This is a genomic window from Vibrio sp. 10N.286.46.A8 (genome assembly GCF_041470165.1).
Taxonomy (GTDB): Bacteria; Pseudomonadota; Gammaproteobacteria; order Enterobacterales; family Vibrionaceae; genus Vibrio; species Vibrio tasmaniensis_A.
The window spans coordinates 32557-55098 of the sequence record NZ_JBFRLX010000008.1 but is presented as its reverse complement, the minus strand read 5'-3'; the positions used below and the strand labels follow the sequence as shown (position 1 = coordinate 55098).

The 22542-nt window shown below is 43.4% G+C and carries 23 protein-coding genes and 1 riboswitch; of the genes, 15 read left to right on the top strand and 8 right to left on the bottom strand.

The genetic code is table 11. From position 1 onward, the window contains the following. Positions 1–164: 164 nt before the first annotated feature. Together AB4232_RS00975 and AB4232_RS00970 are read left to right on the top strand one after the other, a co-directional pair. Positions 165–1208: a GMP reductase gene (locus AB4232_RS00975; RefSeq protein ID WP_009844818.1), complete on the top strand. Its 1044-nt coding sequence runs from the start codon at positions 165–167 to the stop codon at positions 1206–1208. 217 nt (positions 1209–1425) lie between these two features. Next, positions 1426–2697 carry an N-6 DNA methylase gene (locus AB4232_RS00970; protein WP_371727496.1) on the top strand — a complete coding sequence of 424 codons (1272 nt, stop codon included), beginning with the start codon at positions 1426–1428 and terminating at the stop codon, positions 2695–2697. A 30-nt stretch (positions 2698–2727) separates the two neighbouring features. Here AB4232_RS00970 and AB4232_RS00965 read toward each other — a convergent pair whose 3' ends face one another. From AB4232_RS00965 to AB4232_RS00950, 4 genes are all read right to left on the bottom strand, one after another. Further along, positions 2728–3495, bottom strand: a complete 768-nt coding sequence (locus tag AB4232_RS00965; RefSeq protein WP_372085696.1) for an MAE_28990/MAE_18760 family HEPN-like nuclease — start codon at positions 3493–3495, stop codon at positions 2728–2730. Next, on the bottom strand, positions 3495–4580 hold the full coding sequence (locus tag AB4232_RS00960) for a DUF262 domain-containing protein (protein WP_371727498.1): 1086 nt from the start codon (positions 4578–4580) through the stop codon (positions 3495–3497). Before AB4232_RS00960 ends, AB4232_RS00965 begins: the two co-directional genes overlap by 1 nt. A 66-nt stretch (positions 4581–4646) precedes the next feature. Then, complete coding sequence (locus AB4232_RS00955; RefSeq protein WP_371727499.1) at positions 4647–4844, bottom strand: bacteriocin; 198 nt, start codon at positions 4842–4844, stop codon at positions 4647–4649. A 289-nt stretch (positions 4845–5133) separates the two neighbouring features. Continuing rightward, a complete protein-coding gene (locus AB4232_RS00950; RefSeq protein ID WP_372085693.1) occupies positions 5134–5808 on the bottom strand; it encodes a glutathione S-transferase family protein in 675 nt (224 codons plus the stop codon). 496 nt (positions 5809–6304) lie between these two features. Between AB4232_RS00950 and AB4232_RS00945 the strand changes: the two genes are divergently transcribed. From AB4232_RS00945 to thiM, 11 genes are all read left to right on the top strand, one after another. Beyond that, entirely contained in the window at positions 6305–7402 is a 1098-nt protein-coding gene (locus AB4232_RS00945; protein WP_009844828.1) for a YdcF family protein, read from the top strand. Positions 7403–7532: 130 nt separating this feature from the next. Then, a complete protein-coding gene (locus AB4232_RS00940; RefSeq protein WP_372085690.1) occupies positions 7533–7784 on the top strand; it encodes a DUF2999 family protein in 252 nt (83 codons plus the stop codon). Positions 7785–8206: 422 nt separating this feature from the next. Continuing rightward, positions 8207–9235, top strand: coding sequence for a DUF4382 domain-containing protein (locus AB4232_RS00935; RefSeq protein ID WP_372085687.1), 1029 nt, complete (start codon positions 8207–8209; stop codon positions 9233–9235). 179 nt (positions 9236–9414) lie between these two features. Continuing rightward, positions 9415–10143 (top strand): AraC family transcriptional regulator, encoded by a 729-nt coding sequence (locus AB4232_RS00930; protein ID WP_102451196.1) that lies wholly within the window; start codon positions 9415–9417, stop codon positions 10141–10143. A gap of 85 nt (positions 10144–10228) precedes the next feature. Next, positions 10229–11146, top strand: coding sequence for a DMT family transporter (locus AB4232_RS00925; RefSeq protein ID WP_372085684.1), 918 nt, complete (start codon positions 10229–10231; stop codon positions 11144–11146). Positions 11147–11244: 98 nt separating this feature from the next. After that, a riboswitch (TPP riboswitch) is annotated at positions 11245–11356 on the top strand. A 96-nt stretch (positions 11357–11452) separates the two neighbouring features. Then, the gene (thiD, locus tag AB4232_RS00920; protein ID WP_372085681.1) at positions 11453–12361 is read left to right on the top strand and encodes a bifunctional hydroxymethylpyrimidine kinase/phosphomethylpyrimidine kinase; all 909 of its coding nucleotides are present in this window, start codon (positions 11453–11455) and stop codon (positions 12359–12361) included. After that, the gene (locus AB4232_RS00915; protein ID WP_372085679.1) at positions 12351–13109 is read left to right on the top strand and encodes an ABC transporter ATP-binding protein; all 759 of its coding nucleotides are present in this window, start codon (positions 12351–12353) and stop codon (positions 13107–13109) included. Before thiD ends, AB4232_RS00915 begins: the two co-directional genes overlap by 11 nt. Continuing rightward, positions 13102–13917, top strand: coding sequence for an ABC transporter permease (locus AB4232_RS00910; protein WP_017096378.1), 816 nt, complete (start codon positions 13102–13104; stop codon positions 13915–13917). Before AB4232_RS00915 ends, AB4232_RS00910 begins: the two co-directional genes overlap by 8 nt. Before the next feature lie 118 nt (positions 13918–14035). Further along, a complete protein-coding gene (locus AB4232_RS00905; RefSeq protein WP_017096377.1) occupies positions 14036–14992 on the top strand; it encodes an ABC transporter substrate-binding protein in 957 nt (318 codons plus the stop codon). 8 nt (positions 14993–15000) lie between these two features. After that, positions 15001–15669 carry a thiaminase II gene (tenA, locus tag AB4232_RS00900; RefSeq protein WP_102557130.1) on the top strand — a complete coding sequence of 223 codons (669 nt, stop codon included), beginning with the start codon at positions 15001–15003 and terminating at the stop codon, positions 15667–15669. A 70-nt stretch (positions 15670–15739) separates the two neighbouring features. Further along, positions 15740–16525 (top strand): hydroxyethylthiazole kinase, encoded by a 786-nt coding sequence (gene thiM, locus AB4232_RS00895; RefSeq protein ID WP_372085676.1) that lies wholly within the window; start codon positions 15740–15742, stop codon positions 16523–16525. A 151-nt stretch (positions 16526–16676) separates the two neighbouring features. On the opposite strand, the gene AB4232_RS00890 is transcribed toward thiM, so the two are convergent. Next, entirely contained in the window at positions 16677–18620 is a 1944-nt protein-coding gene (locus AB4232_RS00890) for a methyl-accepting chemotaxis protein (RefSeq protein ID WP_372085673.1), read from the bottom strand. 259 nt (positions 18621–18879) lie between these two features. Here AB4232_RS00890 and thiE point away from each other — a divergent pair, with 259 nt between their 5' ends. Beyond that, positions 18880–19497 carry a thiamine phosphate synthase gene (gene thiE, locus AB4232_RS00885; RefSeq protein WP_372085671.1) on the top strand — a complete coding sequence of 206 codons (618 nt, stop codon included), beginning with the start codon at positions 18880–18882 and terminating at the stop codon, positions 19495–19497. Between the two features lie 127 nt (positions 19498–19624). Here the strand turns inward: thiE and AB4232_RS00880 are convergent, their stop codons facing one another. Then, the gene (locus AB4232_RS00880; protein ID WP_009844840.1) at positions 19625–19969 is read right to left on the bottom strand and encodes a hypothetical protein; all 345 of its coding nucleotides are present in this window, start codon (positions 19967–19969) and stop codon (positions 19625–19627) included. Positions 19970–20388: 419 nt separating this feature from the next. Continuing rightward, positions 20389–21291 (bottom strand): LysR family transcriptional regulator, encoded by a 903-nt coding sequence (locus AB4232_RS00875; RefSeq protein ID WP_372085668.1) that lies wholly within the window; start codon positions 21289–21291, stop codon positions 20389–20391. A 138-nt stretch (positions 21292–21429) separates the two neighbouring features. On the opposite strand from AB4232_RS00875, the gene AB4232_RS00870 reads away from it, so the two are divergent. Next, positions 21430–21867: a PACE efflux transporter gene (locus AB4232_RS00870; protein ID WP_371728644.1), complete on the top strand. Its 438-nt coding sequence runs from the start codon at positions 21430–21432 to the stop codon at positions 21865–21867. A gap of 195 nt (positions 21868–22062) precedes the next feature. On the opposite strand, the gene AB4232_RS00865 is transcribed toward AB4232_RS00870, so the two are convergent. Continuing rightward, the gene (locus tag AB4232_RS00865) at positions 22063–22530 is read right to left on the bottom strand and encodes a hypothetical protein (RefSeq protein WP_012600934.1); all 468 of its coding nucleotides are present in this window, start codon (positions 22528–22530) and stop codon (positions 22063–22065) included. Between the last annotated feature and the right edge of the window lie 12 nt (positions 22531–22542).

Sequence of the window (22542 nt, the reverse complement as noted above, 5' to 3'; positions counted from 1 at the left end):
ATATCAGACTTGCTGTTACTAAATCACGACCTATAATGCTGAAAACCGGAGCGTCTGCCAACGCTCCGGTTTTTTTGTGTCCGAAGAAAAGTAAACTCGTCTGCCAACGGTTTTACTACGCATTTCGCGAGAGACACATAATTTTATGAATCAAGGAAAACACCATGCGTATCGAACAAGAACTTAAGTTAGGTTTCAAAGATGTACTCTTCCGTCCGAAGCGTTCTACCCTTAAAAGCCGTTCTCAAGTTGAATTAACCCGCGATTTTACATTCAAGCATAGCGGTCGTCAATGGTCTGGTACTCCAGTAATTGCAGCTAACATGGATTCGGTAGCAAGCTTTGAAATGGCAGCTGCTCTAGCAGAGCACGGTGTTATGACTGCAGTACACAAGCACTACACAGTAGAGCAGTGGGCTGAGTTTGCTAAAACAGCAGACAAGAAAACTCTGAACAACGTTTTTGTATCAACAGGTACATCTGAAGCTGAGTTCGAGAAAGTTAAGAAGATCATGGCTCTTAGCGAAGAGTTTGTATTTATCTGTATTGATATCGCTAACGGCTACTCAGAGCACCTTGTTGAGTTCGTACAGAAAGTACGTGCTGAATTCCCGACTAAAGTTATCTCTGCGGGTAACGTTGTAACGGGTGACATGGTTGAAGAGCTAATCCTAGCGGGCGCAGACATCGTTAAGGTTGGTATCGGCCCTGGTTCTGTTTGTACTACTCGTGTTAAAACAGGCGTAGGTTACCCTCAACTTTCTGCAATCATCGAGTGTGGCGACGCGGCACACGGCCTTGGCGGCATGATCATCGGTGACGGTGGCTGTTCATGTGCGGGTGACGTATCTAAAGCGTTCGGCGGCGGTGCTGATTTCGTAATGCTAGGCGGCATGCTAGCTGGTCACTCTGAGTCAGGCGGTGAAGTTGTAGAGCAAGACGGTAAGCAATACATGAAATTTTATGGCATGTCTTCACAGTCGGCGATGGACAAGCACTCAGGTGGTGTTGCTAAGTACCGTGCTGCGGAAGGTAAAACTGTTTTACTTCCATACCGTGGTTCTGTTCACAACACAATTTCTGACATCCTTGGTGGTGTACGTTCAACTTGTACATACGTAGGCGCAGCAAAGCTTAAAGAGCTAACTAAGCGTACGACTTTCATCCGTGTACAAGAGCAAGAGAACAACGTATTCGGTAAAGAGTAATCTGAACGAGTTCGAATAGTTTGAAAATCAAGAGCCGCTTTTTAGCGGCTCTTTTTTTGTTTGGGACTTATAAAAACATTATTTAGTGGGAACGTATCAAGACCGGAAGTCGTATATTTTTTATCCCTTTAATATCAACAATTTAGTAAAGGTTTAAATGTGTGTTACGTACACGCATTGTGATATCATAGAGACATAATTCCCTGCAGTTTTTTGTATGAACCAGTTAAATAAACACAACACTTCTCTTCGTGATTTACTTGAACTAGAAGAAAACCAATTAGATTCCAATATCTTAAGCTCACTAGTCGACCTTGATTCTATCGATCTCGTCTTAAGGGAATGCTTAACTATTGATGAAATGAGGGAAGCTGGAAGTTTTTTTACTGGTTCGGAATTGGCGGCATCAGCTGTAAATGCCTTTCAGTCACCTATAACGTTCGATTCTGTGGTATTGGACCCAACGTGTGGCGCTGGTAATTTGCTTATTGAATGTTCGCGAAGGTTAGATGTGGAATCTACTCTGTCTGAAACACTTAATAAGTGGGGGAAGGTTCTTCATGGGTTTGATATCCATGAATCTTTCGTTGAAGCTACACGACTAAGAATAGTTATTGAAGCTTTATACCGAGGTGCAAAAAAAGACTGCAGTATCGATACTGCTATAAAATTTCTTACCAACATCAAACATCAAGATGCTTTGGCAGTATGTCCTGACTCTATCAGCAATGTGACCCATGCAATAATGAACCCTCCTTTCACTATATGGCCATCTCCAAAAGAGTATTATTGGAAAGAAGGTAAAGTGAACGCTGCTGGTATTATTTTTGACCAATATTTAAGGGTGCTTTCAGAAGATTGTCAAGTCAGTGCAATTCTGCCAGACGTACTTCGTTCAGGTAGTCGTTACGAGGACTTTAGAAGTTTTTGTTCTAGCTTATTTGAAGCTCAATGCTCAGTTTGGGGAAGTTTCAACACAAAGACAAATGTTGACGTATTCGTATTGTCAGGTGTGATTAAACACGAAGGTACAACACAAATCGCTTGGTTCGAAGATATTGGAGAATATACCAGATTATCGGATCTGTTTGATGTTCGAACTGGCCCGTTAGTCGCGTATCGAGATGCAAAAGAAGGGGAGAGCTATCCTTATTTTCATCCTAAAAATTCAATAGCTTGGAATATTATTACTCAGGTTGATGAAGAACGAAAATTCTCGGGAACAGTACTTATGCCACCATTTATAGTTGTAAAAAGAACTTCTAGTCCTAGTGACCGTTATCGCGCGTCTGCCAGTATTATTCATGTGAAAAAGTTAACAGCGGTTGAAAATCACATGATTGTTGTAACTCCTAAAAGTGGAACTCTAAAAGACTGTAAGAAACTACTAAAAATATTAAAATCAGATAGAACGAATGTTTTTTTGAATGATAGAGCTAGAATGCGCCACTTGACAGTATCTGTGGTAAAAAGCATCCCGATAGATTGATATAATTGAAAATTTATCGGGATTTATAGATTATTTGTTAAATAATATTTTCATATTTCTCTGTAATAACGTAGTCTGATTTTCTCTCCTGATTCTAGCTTTATTTGTGTTTTCATATAAATAAAAATAATTCTCAGAATAATGTGTAAGTTCAGACTGTACATACTCCATTAACATGAAGATAAAATCTCTCACCTTATAAATGTTTTTTAAGCTGAGATCAAATTCTTGTGAGTCTGGATCTACTTTTGTTCCATGTCCTATTGCATTTCTTTGGTTTAACAGATTCTCATCAATATATTTTTCACGACCTTTTATGATAACTATTTCACCAATACCAACAATTTTAAGAAATGAATTGAGAATTTTTAAATTTAGATTGTCATGTGTGTTGATGAAATCTTTATTCTTTTCTTTAATAATTGAATTTGGAAGATTGAACTTAGCTTCATTGGAATCGTAAAACTTTTCTACTAAATTTAGTTCGTTTGTCAGAGTTAACGAATTATTTGACTCGTAAGCACTTTTTATCTGGCCTTTTAGAGATATGGCTTCAAAGTTGAAAGTTAGATTTCTCAACGGGACTTTTTGGTCAGAAACATATTTAAGGTAATGCTTACATGCATTTTTGACGTAGCCTTCCCAGTGTGAATAGATCAGAAGAACAGCTGATTTCATTATCAAATGTTCATTACTGCTATTTGCAAGAAACAACAGGTCACCAATTTCTTTCTTTCTCCAATCTAAGTCTTCTATCAAGTGGTCTAGAAATACTTCTAAATTATCTTGCTTGGCCATTAGCTGAAATATTCAATTGTAAATTGGTTAATGTCTTTGTATCTTTTGATCGCTCTTACACCGCGGCGGAATGAATCGGTCACAGCTTGTTCGCTATATATATCTTTGATTAGTTGACAGATTTCGTCGTCGCATTTTTCTTCTAAACTAGAAATGTTTTTTGATATGCCTATAGTTAACATTTCATAGACAGACACGTTGAAACTTCCTCTGAACCTTGTGCCATCAAATTTTTTGAAAGAGCTATCTGATAGTAACCTGTCAAGTAGAATAAAAGTTGCCTTAAAGTCATTAATAAATGCTTCTCTATCAGCAACTTCAATCAATCGAACGGTTTCCTTATCAATGAAATCATCAAGAACAATTTTGTTGATTGATCCATAGCTAGAATAATTAACTTTATTAGTATAACCAATAAAGGTTCTTAGAATGAGCTCCATGTGTTCTTCTTTTTCAAGGTCATCTTCCTTCAAAGAAATACAACTTAGAAATTCAGGGAAGTTTTTTAGGTCGTTGAGAATGTCGAAAAATGAAGCGTCGATCATTAAAATTACACAGTTTCTAACTTCTTGTGCCGTTAAGTGTGATCCGCCAGTATTTAGCCTTTGAAATAGTTCATATGGAGCTTCTGTACTACTTTGAGATAAAATGATACTTACGCTTAATTTTGAACGACGGATCAACCGTTGAGTCGACATCGGTAGCGTATCCCATGTTTGACCTTCGAGGGCAGGGATGTAATTGCAAGTGTCTAATACTAGAGGGTCATGCCCTTCTAATACGCCAAAGAGTTGAAAAATTGTAGATAGACGCTGTACACCGTCAACAATGTTCCATGTATGGTCTTCGTTTTGAGCAACAAATAATTCTGGGATAGGTATTCCAATTAAAATTGATTCAATCAATTTAGTTTTCTGATGATCTTCCCAGCGAAACAATCGTTGGTACGCAGGGTCAAGAATCAGGTCTCCATCACGATATAGATTTACGAGCTCACCGATAGACATAGAATAACCATCTGTTCTAACAGTGTGGGATGCGCTTTCTATTTGCTCTACAATTTTATCTTGGATTTCTGTTGCCATCGTTTTTCCATTTAAATATTTGATAATGAGACACTAAATAGATCTAGGTGTATATATTACTAGAAATTATACCACCGTTACTTTTATCACTAACGTAACTCTTCCCATAACCTTTACTTTTAGAGTCGCTCCGTTAGAGTTGGTCGCTAGCATCTTGCCTGGTAAGCTCTGAATGTCGTTATCTACTAGGCCTGTGTTACTTACTGCTTTGTGAGCGCCCTTATCGACAACAAATGTATATCCATTGTGCTCGATGCCCATCATATACAAACCACGCTTAGATTGACTTAAAAGCTCGTTTCAAAGCCTATGAAATGTTTAATGACATATAGAATATCATTATGATCTCATATCAAGTAGCTCTAAATCTGTATTTTATGACTTACAACAGTTACTTACGGGTTTTAGGCCAATTATGAATGCGTTAGTTTGGGTTGTTGAATAGAGATAGAAGTTATTGAACAAGGAGGGAGGGGACTTTGACTTATAGGCACTCTAGGGAAAAGCGGCTCAGTAGGTTACCACTGAGCCCTATTATCAGACTTTACTTCTTTTACTTCGCATAATTCGAAGGAAACAGTGCTCGTTTCGCTTCTTCATCACGTTCGGTTTTAAACTCAATGCCTTTGCCGATTTCGCGAGCACGCAGTGCAGCAGGGCGAGTGTTGATTGCGTTAAACCAACGCTTCAAGTTCGGGTAAGGTTCTAAGCCTTCTTCACCAAGTACGACTGGTGCTTTATCAATCCAACCCCATGCAGCGACATCGACAATGGTGTACTCATTTCCGACGAAAAACTCACGACCTTCCATGTGCTTCTCTAACACTTCGTAGTGACGTTGTGCTTCGCGTAGGTAACGGTTCACAGCGTAGTCTAGGCCTGCTGGAGCAGCATGACGGAAGTGTACCGATTGACCTGAATAAGGGCCGAGGCCGCTCGCGATAAACATCATCCAAGATAATAGTTCAGCTCTGTCTTCTGGCTGACCAGCTAGCTTGCCTGTTTTCTCAGATAGGTACAGCAGGATAGCGTTAGAGTCGAATACACGTTGTCCATCATCTTCAATCGCGGGCGTTTTGCCGTTTGGATTGATCAAACGATATTCCGGTGTGTGTTGCTCGCCTTTTAAGGTATCGACAGGAACAAGTTCAAAATCTAGGCCTGTCTCTTCTAGAAACAGAGCGATCTTCATTGGGTTGGGTGTTTGGTGAAAATAGAACTTAAGCATGGGGTAACTCCTTGTATTGGTCATTCATTAAAGCACCGCTTGAACGATCGTTCAATGATTGATTTTAATTTATTTGAAAATCGGTTGATGCGTGTTTTAAATCTATGTGCTTAAAACTTAGTGAGTAGAGCGAGAATGGAATCGAGCGATTCAGTGTGTTGAATTTCAAGTTGTTGAAAGAATGAGCTTAAAGTTGCTGTTTGGGCGTGTTGTTTTCTACGGAGTTCGGGTTTGTGAAGGGTGGTTTTCGGCGAAATAGGGCGTATGAAATCCTCAGTTAGATATGCCAAAATGATCGGTGAATTCCCCTTTAAACCAAAATTATCTGGATACACAGGCTTATTGGTAAGTTCAAAATCGTGATCTGTTGCCACATCTTATGCAACAAATGAATATTAACCTTGGAGAGTAAGGTTTGGTTCACGGTTTTTTAATCTTGGGGGCTTACATTGGGGAGAAAATCTGATGTGAACACTTAACGACACAGGATCTTTCCATGAAAAAGAACATTATCGCGCTCGCTCTTGGTGGCATGCTTGCTTTTGGCGCAACACCTTATTCTTTTGCCGCTAACGATGGCGCAGTACAAGCTTCAGCGGATTACGCGCAGTTGGTGACTAAGCGACAAGTTGTCGACCAATTACTTCTTGATGCGTTGCAGGCGTTTAAGTCTCCGGCAAGAATTTCTCACGCGGGCTTCACGGCTAAAATGCCAAGCAACATGGAAATTGTGACTAACCGATTGTTAGAAGCTTACCAGCTAGAACCTTACCGTACTGACTTGTTGATCTCGGCAGCGAACGCTCAGATCTACAACAAGAACGCAGAACGCGCTATTGAGTTGTTTGAACAAGCACTGACGGTTGCGCCAGACGATGTCGACCTTCATGCGTATCTAGCGGTTTGGCAGCGATTTGAAGGTAATGACAGTGAATCGAATAAGCATATGGAGAAGCTGGAAAGCCTGAATAAAGGTAAAGCAGAAGACATCAAACGTATTTTTGCTACGGTTGACCGCGTGTTAGAAACACCTCTTAAAGAGTCTGCGGATAAGGGACTGTTGAGCGACCACGGTGCCATCGTTACTTTGGGCTATGCGCTTAATCCAGATGGTTCTATGCATGAAATCTTGATTGAACGTCTTGAAACGACATTAGCAATGTCGAAAGCTAACCCAGACGCGATGATCGTGTTAACCGGCGGCGTGCCTAAGAACCATAAGACAGAAGGCAAGTTAATGGCGGATTGGCTTATCTCAAAAGGGGTAAGCAAAGACCGCATCATTGAAGAGAACTACGCGACCAGCACGGTAGGCAATGCCTTGTTCAGTAGCTATGCGCTTGCTCGTCATGACATTAAACATGCGACTATTATTAGCTCGGCAAGCCATGTTCGTCGTGGTCAAACTCTGTTTGAAATTGCGAGCTGGCAAACCGGCCCTCAGGGCATTACTTTTGATACGGTTTCTTACCCAGATAAGCCGCTAGAAGATCTTAAGAAAGCGAGCAGTGGTGAGCTTCTAGGCATCTACCGTGACGCACTGAGAACGTATGGTATGTGGAGCTACCGCTCTTACCCATTAGAGTCTCGCTAAGCCCAAGCATTATTTGCGTTTGGGAAAAGCACAGTTCGTGTTAAACCAAAGCTTCACTTGCTAGTACAATCGAGCACAGCTAGATGGTATGCTGTGCTCCTACTTAATTTAGTGTTTCAAAGGCAAAAAAATGAACCCGATTTTAGCAATGTTGAAAGAGAACAATATTAGCGACGAGCAGATCAGCGAGATATTCAAGACGTTGACCGAGAACCCTCTTGCAGCAATGGCGACAATCAGCCAACTTGGTTTACCACAAGATAAGCTTCAAATGCTGATGGGTCAGGTAATGCAAAATCCTGTGCTAATCAAAGAAGCAGTTGAAGAGCTTGGCCTAGATTTTTCTAAGGTTGAAGCCGCTAAAGAGCAACTTCAAAAATAAGTGAGTTTGACTGAGCTGATATCGTCTTAGCTTAATCAAAATTCAATGAAAAGGTCGTTTAAGTTCAGCAATAGGCTGTCTTAACGGCCTTTTTTGATCTTGGTAGCGATTATTCACGTTGATCAAGTTGCTTAAAATCATCCTCTCCGACCCTATGCATACCGACCATTTCAACACAATTGACAGCAACCTTGCCAAATATGGGCGACTACTGACAATTTACTTACTAGACTTAATTAACCTATGTGCGACCTGATATGTGCACCTTGATGAACAGAGTTTTTGGATGAAGAAAGCCCCAAATAACAGGGCTAACCGATTTGGGCCATAAGCGCGGTTTATCTATGAGTCACATTAAGGAAAAGAATAAGAGGGCACTCAAATAAGCCCTTTATTGAGCAGTGATTTATAGGAAATTGATTATGAAGTATTTAAAGGAAACCGCTTTAGCAAGCCTTGTGCTGGCTGGGCTTGTTGGTTGTGGCGGTGATTCAGGTTCATCAAGCAGCACGACACCGATTACCTTGAGCGTAAGTGATGCGCCCATTGATGATGTTAAAGACGTCACTGTGACATTCAGTAAGGTGGCTTTACTTCCGGGGCAGGGAGGTACGCCATTGGTTTATGACGTGTATAAAACGGACGAAAACGGTAACTACGTGGACAAAAACGGTGACCCATTGCCAGATGGTGAGGATCCTATTCCATTAAGTGTTAATTTATTGGATTACCAAGGCAGCGAGGCGCTTCCTTTGATCAAAAATGAGGTCATCCCGGTCGGCAGTTATAAGTTGTGTGTGTTTGCCCATGATGGTGACCACCCAACAACACCTTCTTACGTTATAGAAAACGATGATACGAACCGTCAGTTAACTGTGAAAGGTGAAGGTGCATGCCCGCAAGGTGTGGGTAAAGAAGATAACGCTGGTGTGCTGTATTTTAACAACTCATTTAATGTGAACCAACAGAGTAACGATTTTGTTGTTGAGTTCGATCTGCGACGCGGCTTAAAGAACAGTTCAAGTCTCCCTGATTACACCATTCAAAGAACGTCTGTGAGCCTTATCAATACGGTTGAGACAGGAAACATTGAAGGTACTGTAGCGACAACAACTTTTGGAGCTTGTAACCCTACAAATGACAATACCTTCGTTCAATCGGTTTATTTGTATGAAGGTGACATCGTTAAAGCTGACATGGCACCAATTGGTGGTCCAGCGGAGAAAAAACCGATCACTTCAGCGTCAGTGACATTGAATAAAGCGAAGACCAACTATGAGTTTTCTCTGGGCTTCATTGATTCAGGTACTTACTCTTTAGGCTATACCTGTACTGCACAGCATGACAGTGATGAAGACAATGCCGATCCGGTTGCTGATGGTTTTGAAATCTATGCTGTTGAAAATAGTGTTCAGGTAGTGATTGGTCAGAACAGCCAAGTATCGTTTTAAACCTTTAACGTGATTTACCACTCTAATAAATACGGCCTCTCAATTAGAGTAGAGGCCGTTTTTGATCATGTCACCTAGCTAGCATGAATTTGATGCGCATTAAGTGTGACTCTAGGGAAGTGATAATGTAACTTTGTATCTATTACTTTAACCTAGCGAAATGTACTCCGGCGTTGCTCATGAAATCTAGCTTAAGCATTCGATCTTACACCAAGCAGTTTAATACTCATGCTCATGATGACCATCATCAATTGGTATTGCCGATCCAAGGCAGTATTAATATTGAAATGGTGGGGTATGTTGGCAAAGTGGCCGTGGGCGAATGTGTGGTGATTCCGGTAACCACAGCACATGCGTTTAAGGCGGATGAAGCCGCGCGGTTTATTGTCGCGGATATGGCAGAGTTACCGCAGCACTTGTTAGAACATGAGCTCTCGGTTTTCACGATAACGCCACCTTTGATGAGCTTCTTGCTGTTTGTTGAGAAGCAGCTGGAATATCAGGTCGATAGCGGTATTGAGTCATCAATCGTGGATGTGTTTTCACTGCTGTTAGAGCAACAACAAGTGAGCAAGAGCATCGACCCAAGAATCCGGGCGGTACAAAGGCTGATAGCGGATAACTACACCCAGCCGTTATCCATTTCACAACTTGCAGAAACGGCCTGTTTGAGTCCCACTCAATTTAAAAAACGCTTCAAAGAGTGCCTGGGGATCAGTGCGCTTAAATACATCACTCGATATCGCATGGAGAAAGCCCAAGCCTTGTTAACCCATACCGATTTACCGGTTCAGTTGATTGCTGAAAATGTGGGCTATAGTGATGTGTCTGCTTTCAGTCGTCGCTTCTCTCAGCACTTTGGCATGTCCCCAAGGGCGTTTCTAGGCTCAATGAAAGAGAGTCTTTAGAAACAACAATAGCGTCCTTTTGGCAAACTAGCTCTTATCAATTTTCACTATTATCTATTTCAGAACTGAAAATTGGGTAATAGAAATGAGTCTTGCCATCAATCGCGTTAACGAATTCCAAACGGGCACTTTAGCCATCTTGTTTGCTTCTATTTTATGGGGCACGACAGGCACCGCCGCAAGTTTTGCTCCTGATCTAAGCCCATTAGCAATTGGTGCTTTTTCTATGGGCGTCGGTGGCCTAATGCAAGCGGGCTTGGCGTATCGAAAAATCCTATTCGCTTTCGACAAACTTTTGCAGAACAAGAGGCTGTTGGCAGTGAGCGCTTTGGCTTTGGCGGTCTATCCTTTAGCTTTCTATTCTTCAATGAAATTATCAGGCGTGGCGATTGGTACCGTGGTTTCGATTGCAACCGCGCCTTTCTTTTCGGCATTGTTAGAGTGTCTGATTAGCAAAAAGAATAATATCAACAAACGTTGGCTCACTAGCTTTGCGATTGGTGTGGTAGGTATTGGATTGTTGGTGTTTTCAGAATCTTCATCGGCGAACGAATCCGGTGATGATCTCAAGCTGTTAGGTATTGGCTTAGGTCTGGTCGCTGGGTTGTGTTACGCCATTTATTCTTGGGCGACAAAAGCACTGATCGATAAAGGGATTAAGTCACAAGCAGCGATGGGCAGTATTTTTGGCCTTGGTGCGATGCTGTTGCTGCCAACGCTCTGGTTTACTGGTGAGAACCTGTTTTCCTCACAGACCAATGTATTAGTCATCAGCTATCTGACGTTAATCCCACAATGCTTGGGCTATATCGCGTTCAGTTTTGGTTTACGCCACGTGACTGCGAGCAGTGCCAATCTGCTGACTCTGTTTGAACCGGTAGTTGCAGCGGTGCTTGCCGTCTGTGTTGTCGGTGAGCTGATTCCTTTTATAGGCTGGTTAGGTATGTCTCTGATTGTGTTGTGCTTGTTTATACAGTCGAATCCATCTAAAGGAACGTTATAAGCATTTGTTTTATAGAGCCTAATTGAAATTTATTCATGCGTAATTAGTATAATTGAATAAAATCAGTATCTCAGTTGTGAGAGTGCTGTTACTATCGCTATCAATAGTCGGGGGGCACATACCTTATTTGGTGTTTGCTGAGATCGTTAGTCGAGACCCGTTGAACCTGATTCAGTTAACACTGGTGTAGGGAACTATAAGCACTCGATCTACGTCTGCACCCATGAAAGCTTTCATGAGCCTAATGCGACTTCTCCTTCGATCAGTGTTCGTTCTCCTACGTCTTGTAAGATAGTAGGAGCGACAATGACACACAGTTCTATTTCAAAAGCTTTAACGCCAAAAGCCTCAACTCCAAAATCCTCAACACAGCAGCACTCTGCTGAAGACACGACTCGCACGAATACTCCGATTGTTTTAACCATCGCGGGTTCTGACAGTGGCGGCGGTGCAGGTATCCAAGCTGATATTAAAGCCATGTCTGCTACCGGTAGTTTTGCTTGTTCTGTGATTACCGCTATCACTTCCCAGAACACTCAAGGCGTTTCCGCCATTTTTCCTATTCCACTCGACCATGTCGCTAGCCAGTTAGATGCGGTTTTTACTGATCTCAATATCGTGGCAGTGAAAGTCGGCATGTTGGCCGATTCGCAAATCATCAAAGTCGTTGCTGACAAAATTAAGCAGTACCAACCTAAACACTTAGTGATTGACCCTGTGATGGTCGCGACAAGTGGTGATCTGCTGTTAGAAAACTCGGCAATTATGACGCTAAAACAAGAGCTGATTCCGCTGGCAGACATCATTACTCCTAACTTGCCAGAAGGCGCTGCACTGACAGGCAAAGCGGTACCTGAAAGCGAAGCCGAAATGCAGGGCATGATTGAAGACTTACGCGCACTGGGTGCCAAAGCCGTTCTTCTCAAAGGTGGCCACTTAGAGAAGGATGAGAACAGTAACGATTTACTGATTCTGCCAACCACATCTGCTCTGATTAGCGCGAAGCGTTTTCCTACTAAAAATACCCACGGCACGGGTTGTACGCTCTCATCTGCCATTGCTTCTTTCTTGGCTCAAGGCAACACGCTTTCAGAGGCTGTTGAACTAGGAAAACAATACATTTCGCGCGCAATTGCTCACGCTGATGAGTTGCAAGTCGGTCAAGGCCATGGCCCGGTAAATCACTTCTTCGCTGGGCACGGTAATGTCCGTTAATACGATTGGCGTTCAACTCAGCAATGCCTCCTTACGTTATAACGACAGTGAGCACGCGACCTTGTCTGGGTTGTCGCTTAGCTTAAACGCAGGTAAGTGGACGGTATTGTTGGGTCGAAGTGGCTGCGGAAAAACCACGGTATTGCGTTATCTGGCAGGTTTGCTGGACGATAAGGTGGAGTGGCAGGGCACATTGGTAACCTCTGATGAACTGCCTTTAACGGATCGCATCGCTTACATGGCGCAGCAAGATTTGTTACTGCCGTGGTTGTCGGTTATCGACAATGTATGTCTGAGTCATCGCTTTCAAAATCCAGCTTTTGATAAAGCACAGCAAACCAATCAAGCACTAGAGTTGCTCGCTGCGGTTGGTTTGGCTGATTACGCGAATGCGATGCCGGATCAGTTGTCTGGCGGCATGCGCCAGCGTGTTGCTTTGGCTCGAACCTTAATGCAAGACAAGCCTGTTGTGCTGATGGATGAGCCTTTCTCTGCGCTGGATGCGGTAACAAGACATAAGTTACAGAGCTTAGCTTGTGAACTGTTAAGAGATAAAACCGTTGTGTTGATTACTCATGATCCACAAGAAGCGGTGCGTTTGGCGGATAACTTGTATGTGTTGCAAGGCACTCCGGCGAGTGCACAGTCACTGTCTGTGCCTAATACAGCGACACCAAGAGTGTTAGACGGTGAATGTGCTGAGTTACAACAAGCGATCTTAGATCAGTTGGAGCGTGATTATGAATGATCTAACGCGAAGCGAAGCTGTGGCGCGTTCAGCTAACGTACAGACTACCACTACACGCCCTCGTCAGATGAATCCCGTTATGCGTTTGCTTATCAGCAGTGCTGTGATTCTCGGTTTATGGCAAATGGTGGTGGTTATCTTTGAGATGCCTAGCTTCATTCTGCCAGCGCCTGCAGAAGTCTTTTTAAAACTTATTGAACGTTACGATGTGCTACTCAAACACACTTGGGTGACTGCGCAGGAGATCTTACTTGGTCTATTGCTCGGTTTATCCATGGGGCTGTTTTTCGCCCTACAGATGTTGATGTTCGAACCGCTGAAACGCTGGTTGTTGCCTATCTTAATTGCTAGCCAAGCCATCCCTGTGTTTGCGATTGCGCCAGTATTGATGCTGTGGCTGGGTTATGGCATCGCATCAAAGGTCGTCATGGCGGCGATCATTATCTTCTTCCCAGTGACCACTTGTTGTTACGACGGTCTGCGAAATACACCGACTGGTTATCTTGATCTTGCTAAGACCATGGGTGCATCGAAGTGGCAATTGCTCCGTTATATCCAATTGCCGGCGGCACTACCAACACTGGCGTCTGGTATTCGTGTCGCTGTGGTGATTGCCCCAATTGGTGCGGTTGTCGGCGAGTGGGTGGGTTCGAGTGAAGGGCTGGGTTACCTAATGCTGCAAGCGAACGCACGCATGATCATTGATGAGATGTTTGCAGCCTTGTTCATCTTGGCGGTGCTGTCTATCTCGCTCTACTTCATCACAGACAAATTACTCAAAAAAGCTATCCCTTGGGAGAACCAGTGATGGTTCGCTCAATAACACTTGTTTAATAAAGCTTCGCTCACGCTATTTATCTAAACAAAACTTCGTTAAAAATTAGCTCGATACACACAATAATAATATTCAAAAGGAAAGGTTAACTATGAAAAATACCAAATTGGTAGGTGCAGTGGCACTACTTGCTTCACTAGTTTCAGGTCACGCATTAGCGGATTCTGAACAAAAGAAACTGACACTGATGTTGGATTGGTTTGTGAACCCGAACCACGGCCCAATTGTGATTGCTCAAGAGCGTGGTTACTTTGCTGATCAAGGCCTAGAGGTTGAAATCCAAGAGCCAGCCGACCCAAGCACGCCAGCAAAATTGGTCGCAGCAGGTAAGGTCGATTTAGCGGTAACTTACCAACCAAGTTTAACCATGGATGTAGCGGCAGGTTTGCCTCTCGTTCGTGCATCTACTCTTATCGCAACGCCACTGAATACGTTGATGGTTTTAGATAATGGCAAGAACGATTCACTAGCGGATCTGAAAGGCAAAAAGATCGGTATTGCGATTGCGGGTAACGAAGAAGCGACCATCGGCACCATGCTAGCTCAAGAAAATGTTGCGTTTACAGACGTGCAAACCATCAATGTCGGTTGGGCACTGTCGTCTTCATTGGCATCAGGCAAGGTAGACGCAATTTGGGGTGGCTTACGTAACTTCGAAACTAACCAGTTAGCCCTTGAAGGCTTTAAAGCGAAAGCATTCTTCCCAGAAGAGCACGGTGTACCCGCTTACGACGAGCTTATCTTTGTTGCGAACGCAAAGCAGCACGACGATGAAGCGATCAAAGCATTCAACAAAGCATTAGAGCAAGCAACGACTTACATTGTGAACCACCCACAAGAGTCATGGGGTGAGTTTGTGGCGTATTCACCAGATACGTTGAATAACGAGCTTAACCAACGCGCATGGAACGACACACTGACTCGTTTTGCCCTTCGCCCTTCTGCAGTGGATATGAAGCGTTACGACGATTACGCGCAGTTCATGTTCGACAAAGGCATTATCAAATCACTACCAAAAGCCGCTGATTACGTACCGACTTTTGACTAAGGAATCTCATGAAATACCAAGACTTAATCCAAGCCTGTCAGCAAGATTGGCAAGACTACACCGAGCATGATTTTGTTAAAACGCTAGCAAACGGCACCCTCGCTCAGCCGTGTTTTCTGCATTACTTGAAGCAAGATTTTCTGTTCTTAAAACAGTATGCCCGCGCTTATGCGTTGGCGATTTACAAGGCAAAAACCTTGGCTGATATGCGTCGTGCACTGCCTAGTGTTCATGCTCTGCTAGATTCTGAAATATCTCACCACGTGACTTACTGTGGTCAGTGGGGTTTAACCGAATCGGATTTAGAAAACGAACCTGAAGATTTCGGCACAGTCGCTTACACGCGCTACGTTCTAGATGCGGGTATGACGGGTGATCTTGTCGACTTATATGCAGCACTGGCTCCGTGTTCAATTGGTTACGCTGTTATCGGTAAAGCGCTGTTAGAAAGCAGTGATACTGTATTAGAAGGCAACCCATATGCGAGCTGGTTGCAACTGTATGGCGGTGAAGAGTTCCAGTCTGGTGTGGCAACGGGCGCGGAATACTTCAATCAGCTGCTTTCTGAAATTGATATCAACAGCGAGCGCGGTCAGAACATCGTTCATATCTTCAAAACCGCAACGCGTATGGAAGTGGCTTTTTGGCAGCAAGGGCTGAACGCTCTTAATGACTAATCACGGCTAAACCTTGTCGCTAGCCAACCTGCAGCGGCTTAAAACGACTTTCACGAATAAGGATTTACCCATGCTAACTGAACAAATCATCCAATCGTTGCGCGCAGTACGAGAGCAAAAACCACTAGTTGTGAACATTACCAACTACGTCGTGATGAACAATACGGCCAATGCGTTATTAGCGATTGGCGCTTCGCCTATCATGGCGCACTCGCAGCAAGAACTGACTGAGATGATGTCTTTCTCTGGCGCGCTTGTGATTAACATTGGCACGTTAGACAGTGTTTGGACGCCAAGAATGCGTTTCGCGGTTGAACAAGCGAATGCCAATAGCAAGGTTGTGGTTCTTGACCCGGTGGGTTGTGGCGCAAGTACGCTGCGTACCGAGACTTCTCGTGAAATTGCACGTTTAGCTGATAAGTTGATCATTCGTGGTAATGCGTCTGAGATTATCGCGTTAGCGGGCGAGCAAGCACAGAGCAAAGGCGTTGATGCGCTAGATAGCAGTGATGCTGCATTAGGCGCAGCGCAATGCTTAGTGGCTGAATACGGTGCGAATGTGGTGATTTCTGGTGAGACGGATTACGTTGTCACCAAAGACAGCGTTGTTACGTTAAATAACGGTCATCCAATGATGCCGTATGTAACCGGCATGGGTTGTACTTTAACGGCATTGACGGGCGCATTTGCTGCTGTTGGTGATGAAAGTGGTTTGGCTGCTGCGGCTGTGTTGGGTGTGGTTGGTGAAATCGCGGCTGAGAACTCACGCGGCCCAGGTAGCTTGCAAATGAACTTACTTGATGAGTTATATCAATTGGATGAAGAGACACTGATTCAACGTTTGAAGATTCAGTAGATCCAATCTGGCTATAAGCATTTAGCTCACTAAAAAGCCCCCAACACGAATGTGCTGGGGGCTTTCTTATTATATAAAACGTGTTCGCTATATTTTCAATAAGCGAGGCTCTAAATAACAGAGACTTTGAATAACAGAGACAGAAAGTTAGCTAGGTTCTAAACCGATTCACTTGGTTTTCTAAGTGATGAGCAACTTCGGTTAAGTCGCTCGCTGCGCCAGAAATGCTGCTTACAGACTCTTGGTTGCTCTGCGCGATGGTATTGGCACCTTGCGCGTTTTCACCCAGTGACTTGGTCAAGCAATCTTGCTCATCTACAGATACTGCAATTTGGCTGTTGGCCTGATTCAAATCTTGGATGTGTTGGTTAATCACATGTAAGTTCTGAGAAGCTTGTTGTGCCTGAGTTGAAGCATCTGAAACCGTGCTGTGACTCTCTTTAATCGACTCTAACGCATCTTTAGCGCCACGTTGCAGTGAGGTGATGAGTTCATCAATCTGGCTTGCAGAATCTTGAGTACGCTTAGCGAGCGTTCTTACTTCATCGGCTACGACAGCAAACCCACGACCTTGTTCACCTGCGCGCGCAGCTTCGATAGCCGCGTTCAATGCCAGTAGGTTAGTTTGCTCAGAAACGCCTTTGATGACTTCAAGAATGGCACCAATATTCATCGACTCTTTATGTAGGTCAGTCACTTTTTGACTGCTCACCTGCATGCTTTCATCAGCGCTGCCAATTTCGTGCAGTGTTTTGTCGACTTCTTTTAGACCCATCGCCACATTCTCGGTTGCTTGGTTTGCAACTTGAGACGCGTGGTTAGCACTTTCAGCAATTTCTGATGTGCTGGAAGCCAATTGATCAACGGCAGAAGAGATATTGATCATCTCATTGTTCAACTGTGTTGCGTTGGTCGAGCTGTTATTGGTCACTTGATTCAGCGACTCCGACATCTCACCAATACGCACACTAGAACGGTTCACTTGACCAACAATATCGCGCAGAGATTCAATGGTGATCTCCATGTTGGTCAGCAGTTCGCCGATTTCGTTCTTGCTCTCAATGTTCACTTCAACATTTAAGTTACCTTGAGAAAGCTCGTTGGTGATCTGTTTAACCTGCGCGATGCCTTTGGTAATAGAACGAGTCACCAACACAGCGCTTGTCATGCCAATCACCAAAGCCACACCTGTTAGCAAGAAGATGATTTGAACTGAACGTTTTTCACTGGCTTGCAGTTCTGGCGTTAATGCTTGTTTCTGTTGCTCTAGAATACTTTGAGCATCCGCGACCGCAATAGCCAAGCTGTCACCAATCGAGGCAAGAGTCGCAGTTCTTTGCGTGTTCTCAATCATCTGCTGATGAACTTGTTCAAAGCCTTTTGCATACGCTTCGCGCTGGTTAGAGAAATCTTCAATCAACTCGCTTTGGTAAGGGGATGATTTAAGAGACTCAATGTCGCCTTCAATACCCGGCAACGCGTATTCAAAGATATCTTTACCCGCTTCATAGGTTTTTAGGTCGTTGTTGTTTGAGTAACTCAGTACAGTGATCTTGGCTGCGAGGAAGTTCTCCATCAACATACCCGCGTATAAGCTCGCGTTTGGATCATTGTTGTTGTACGACTCATACAACAAGCTTTGCGCGGCTTTGAGGGCGTTGGTTTCTCGTTTGACCATCTCGACATTCACCAATTGGTCGATGAGCAGCTGGCTCTGTTTCATTGAGCCATAAGCCGTGTCAAATGCCGCTACGCTGTCTTGCACTAATTGCAGGCTAGCTAAGCTATCGGTTTTGGTGGTGGTTTGGATTAAGTTGTTCAGAAGGTCATCAATCGCGAGTTTACTTGATTGATAATTTACTTCGTATTGCTCATCCAATGACTTTAAATAACGTTCAGAGGCTAAGCGCATCTGCAGAAAATGCACTTGAATGTTGCCTGACAGTGTCGCTTTCTGGCTAAGTACACTGTATTGGCTAAAGCCGTTCGACAAGGTTTGGATACCTTTGTAACTCACAAAGCCTGAAATGACGAAAAAGAGCAAGCAGATGGCATAACCTAGCTTGATCTTAAATGCTATAGAAAGGTGGCGCATAACTATCCCTATATTTACCTGATTCTTTCACTGCGAAGTATTCCATAAAACAGTGTTCTGGGCAGGCTTAAGTGAATAGTTTGTGTAATAAGTAACGCTTTCGTTAAAAAATCCGGTTTTTTAGTATCGTTTCAATGGGTTGCATATTTGTTGGAGCATGCTTAATTGAGCTAATTGTTTATTAACTTCCATGCACATGATGCGAATTGTCGGTAAAATAGTAGAAACGCAATTTAGACTCCGACTCCAAAGGCACGATATGAACCCTTATAAGCTCTACTTGGTTACTGATGACCAGCAAGATCTAGAAACGCTTAAGTTTGTAGTTGAACAAGCAATCGCTGGTGGTGTCACTATGGTTCAAGTAAGAGAGAAGCATGGAGATGTCAGAGCTTTCATTGAACGTGCGCAGGCCGTTAAGTCGATTTTGGCTGGCTCTGGTGTCCCGCTGATCATTAACGATCGGGTAGACGTTGCGTTGGCTGTGGATGCTGACGGCTTACATTTAGGACAGTCTGATATGCCTGCAGAGTTAGCACGCCAGTTGATAGGTCCAGATAAGATTCTTGGGTTATCAATTGAAACTGAACAGCAGTTACAAGAAGCCGATAGCTTACCGATCGATTACATTGGCCTCAGTGCGCTTTTTGCCACACCGACCAAGACGAATCTAAAGAAACATTGGGGCTATGATGGAATTAAAATGGCGTTGGAGACAACGAAGCTACCGATTGTCGGTATTGGTGGAATTAACGAATCGAACATCCCTCAGTTAGTTGAGAGCGGCATTCATGGGTTAGCACTGGTTTCTGCGATATGTCACGCTGAAGATCCAAAACAAGCGACGCAGGATCTGTTGGCTCTAATGGGGGAGTGAAGGGGTGTCTGCTAGAAAACAAATGAGGCTAACCATTTGTTTTCTAGTTAAACAACGGGCTCATAGATAGGCTAAATTGACCTATCGCTTGAGCTTTTAAGGCAATTTATTTAATACACAGTTTGGTTTACTGAGCGCATAAAGCAACAGTACCGATGATCATAAGAACGATCGCGGCATACCAGCCGTATTGTGCGGTCTTATCAGCAACAAACACCTTAATGTAGTTGAGTTCTTCATGCGCCATTGCAATGAAGTCTGTGTAGTTTATCGATAACTCGCGGCTGGCTTCTTTCAAGTCTTGCTGAAGTTTGTTGAAAGCCTCATCGATGAAGCCTTTTGTTTCTGAAACAGACGGAGTAGCAACCAAAGTTAAGCTATTCCAAACTGCCATACGCGATTCATACTCGCTTTCACTGACACAATTAAGTACGCGTAAATCATACTCTCGTTTGTTACGCTCTTTGCCCATTTTCTCAGGGCAAATATTTCTTAAAACGTTCACGACAAATTTTCCAAAAGGTTCATTTAGATATAAAAAAGCACTCGAAGAGGGCTCATAAACTGGGTGCGAATCAATATTCAAAAGTGATCTATTTGAAGCTTTCACAAGTGGTTGCAGGGCAGGGGCACTTATGTGGGAGATTTGAAGTTGGGTCAGTGGTGTTAAAGAGCGATTTGGGTTTGTCGATATCAGTTTGATAAGACAAACCCTTTGGGATCGCATACTAGTTATGTCACTTTGGGATATCAACTAGGGTGTTTTATCCACACGACAAAGAAAATTATCGGCACGAAAAGCGGAAATGAGGTAGTGCTGGAGAAAACACAACCGTCATTGACTTAGGATTCAGTTGCTGAAATAGGCTGAACTCAAGAATTGGGGGGAGATTAGTTGGCTTGCCATTGATTGTTCTCTAATGAGTGGCCTTTTAGTTTTTCAAGTAAACTTGTTAACACTGGGCCATTGATATGGCTGCGAGACACCAAACAACCCACTGGAGTAATCCAACCACCATGCTCGTGTGCCACTGGCAGTGCTACGAGATCACCTTTCTGAATCCCTTCCATCACCATCATTTCAGGCACATTTGCCCACCCTACGTTCTGTTCAACGAGATCGATGATCGTTTTGTGGTTGTTGGCAAACCAAAGCATGGAGCTGATGCCATAGGTGAACCACAATTCGCGCTGCTTAGAACTACGATGCACACATTGGCGGTAGCGCTTTAGGTCTGAGTCTTGAACGACGGGCATTTGGCTCAGCTCGTGTGTGACAGAGCTGACAGTGAGAAAGCGTGCTTGGCCTAGCAAGAAGAAGTCCATATCTACCTTAAGTTCACCATCCGCATAGATGATGCCTATCTGTGCTTTGCCGCGTCTGACTAAGTCTTCAACATCGAAGGTTGAGGTGGTAATAATATCGAAGTGTGTGATTGGAAACTGATCGGCTAGTGAGCTGATTATCTTAATGAAATTCTTATCTATGATGCTCTCATCAATGGCAATGATCAGTTCGTGTTCATCTTCTTGTGTCAGCGATTCTACTTTTTGGTCGAAGTACTTTTGTTGGTCGAGAATCGACTTAGCGACAGGCAATAAGGCTTTACCTGTGTTGGTCAAAACAGGGATGTTTTTCTCGCGGTTAAACAGCTCTTGATCGATGGCTATTTCTAGGTTGGCGATCGATTGGCTGACACCAGACTGAGCGCGTTTCAGCTTGCGTGCTGCAGCAGAAAAAGAGCCACTTTCACACACGGTGACGAAGACTTTTAGTTGCTCAAAACTGTACATGTTACTTCTCGCTCAATACCAAATGGGATGATAATGCTCAGGCTATCACTAATCGTGATGGCTGTTAACTTTCTCTAATTATTTCCGATGACATAATCCGAGCTAATCCAACCCATACTAGATTATTCAGAGGAATGTATGAGTACGTTAGAAAGAGTGTTTCACTCAGTATTATTCGAAGTTTTGGCTGTAACACTTTCAATTATTGGTTTAGCGATATTTACCGATCATGATGTGAATGCCTTATCAGGAACCATGATAGTTGTTGCGACAATCGCTATGATTTGGAATTACTGTTTTAACCGCATTTTTGATCGCTACTTTACGGGTGAAAAATCTCAGCGTTCACTTAAGCTGAGAATATTCCATGTGGTTTTGTTTGAAGCAGGCTTGTTGATAGCGACGATCCCAGTGATGGCTTTCTTGCTTAATGTGGGGATTTGGCCGGCATTTTTAATGGATATCGGCGTGACCATTTTTATTACCATTTACGCGTTTGTGTTTAATCTGATTTATGATCACGTGAGATCGTTCTTGGTACGCAGATCTTTCGCGGTTAAATTTGGAGCGAGCTAAAAGTGGTCTTAATCCTGGCGAGGGAGAAATAACCTCGTCATTCTAAGCTCACCTCCGTCAACACTCCCTCAAAAAAGCGCAAAACGCTTTTAACCGATCCTTCGGAAAGCGTTTTGCTTTTTAGTGATGCAACGTTATCGGCTTCCCGAGTAGCCCACTTATTGTTTGCAGTTCACTTGAAAATCGATAGAGCGCTTAGGCTTTTTCGGTTTTCTGCGTGTCATCCAATGCAAAGTAGATTTTAGAAACAATCACTTCGGCAACCAGAATGGTAAATACCACTGCAAAGAAGGCGACGACACCGTTCCAAGGCCCCGTGAAATCCACTTTGTCACCAAATAGAATGTTGATGGCTTCTAGCATCACGAATTTTGAACCGACGAGAATCACATAGCTCGACAGGCCTCTGTAGATCTTAGGGGCAGTGCCGGGTTTCGACTTGAAGTAATCCGCGAGCTTATGTTCTAAGCCGATGGATAACTTGAGCAACAGCTGTAGCAAAATCGCAGCAGCAAATGAGATGGTGAAAGACTCGATATTGACGAAATCCCAATATTCATCAAAAAAATTGAGAACGGTTAAATCAACGAGTACGGCGAGTGTGTAACCGACAAAGAGCCGTTGGGGCGTATTAAATCCATATACTTTTTCTATATTGCTCATCTACATCTTCCT

Bases quoted from the DNA above. Each gene is read 5' to 3' on its own strand.
- AB4232_RS00975 (WP_009844818.1), top strand. From the start codon at position 165: ATGCGTATCGAACAAGAACTTAAGTTAGGTTTCAAAGATGTACTCTTC.
- AB4232_RS00970 (WP_371727496.1), top strand. From the start codon at position 1,426: ATGAACCAGTTAAATAAACACAACACTTCTCTTCGTGATTTACTTGAA.
- AB4232_RS00965 (WP_372085696.1), bottom strand. From the start codon at position 3,495: ATGGCCAAGCAAGATAATTTAGAAGTATTTCTAGACCACTTGATAGAA.
- AB4232_RS00960 (WP_371727498.1), bottom strand. From the start codon at position 4,580: ATGGCAACAGAAATCCAAGATAAAATTGTAGAGCAAATAGAAAGCGCA.
- AB4232_RS00955 (WP_371727499.1), bottom strand. From the start codon at position 4,844: ATGATGGGCATCGAGCACAATGGATATACATTTGTTGTCGATAAGGGC.
- AB4232_RS00950 (WP_372085693.1), bottom strand. From the start codon at position 5,808: ATGCTTAAGTTCTATTTTCACCAAACACCCAACCCAATGAAGATCGCT.
- AB4232_RS00945 (WP_009844828.1), top strand. From the start codon at position 6,305: ATGAAAAAGAACATTATCGCGCTCGCTCTTGGTGGCATGCTTGCTTTT.
- AB4232_RS00940 (WP_372085690.1), top strand. From the start codon at position 7,533: ATGAACCCGATTTTAGCAATGTTGAAAGAGAACAATATTAGCGACGAG.
- AB4232_RS00935 (WP_372085687.1), top strand. From the start codon at position 8,207: ATGAAGTATTTAAAGGAAACCGCTTTAGCAAGCCTTGTGCTGGCTGGG.
- AB4232_RS00930 (WP_102451196.1), top strand. From the start codon at position 9,415: ATGAAATCTAGCTTAAGCATTCGATCTTACACCAAGCAGTTTAATACT.
- AB4232_RS00925 (WP_372085684.1), top strand. From the start codon at position 10,229: ATGAGTCTTGCCATCAATCGCGTTAACGAATTCCAAACGGGCACTTTA.
- thiD (WP_372085681.1), top strand. From the start codon at position 11,453: ATGACACACAGTTCTATTTCAAAAGCTTTAACGCCAAAAGCCTCAACT.
- AB4232_RS00915 (WP_372085679.1), top strand. From the start codon at position 12,351: ATGTCCGTTAATACGATTGGCGTTCAACTCAGCAATGCCTCCTTACGT.
- AB4232_RS00910 (WP_017096378.1), top strand. From the start codon at position 13,102: ATGAATGATCTAACGCGAAGCGAAGCTGTGGCGCGTTCAGCTAACGTA.
- AB4232_RS00905 (WP_017096377.1), top strand. From the start codon at position 14,036: ATGAAAAATACCAAATTGGTAGGTGCAGTGGCACTACTTGCTTCACTA.
- tenA (WP_102557130.1), top strand. From the start codon at position 15,001: ATGAAATACCAAGACTTAATCCAAGCCTGTCAGCAAGATTGGCAAGAC.
- thiM (WP_372085676.1), top strand. From the start codon at position 15,740: ATGCTAACTGAACAAATCATCCAATCGTTGCGCGCAGTACGAGAGCAA.
- AB4232_RS00890 (WP_372085673.1), bottom strand. From the start codon at position 18,620: ATGCGCCACCTTTCTATAGCATTTAAGATCAAGCTAGGTTATGCCATC.
- thiE (WP_372085671.1), top strand. From the start codon at position 18,880: ATGAACCCTTATAAGCTCTACTTGGTTACTGATGACCAGCAAGATCTA.
- AB4232_RS00880 (WP_009844840.1), bottom strand. From the start codon at position 19,969: ATGGGCAAAGAGCGTAACAAACGAGAGTATGATTTACGCGTACTTAAT.
- AB4232_RS00875 (WP_372085668.1), bottom strand. From the start codon at position 21,291: ATGTACAGTTTTGAGCAACTAAAAGTCTTCGTCACCGTGTGTGAAAGT.
- AB4232_RS00870 (WP_371728644.1), top strand. From the start codon at position 21,430: ATGAGTACGTTAGAAAGAGTGTTTCACTCAGTATTATTCGAAGTTTTG.
- AB4232_RS00865 (WP_012600934.1), bottom strand. From the start codon at position 22,530: ATGAGCAATATAGAAAAAGTATATGGATTTAATACGCCCCAACGGCTC.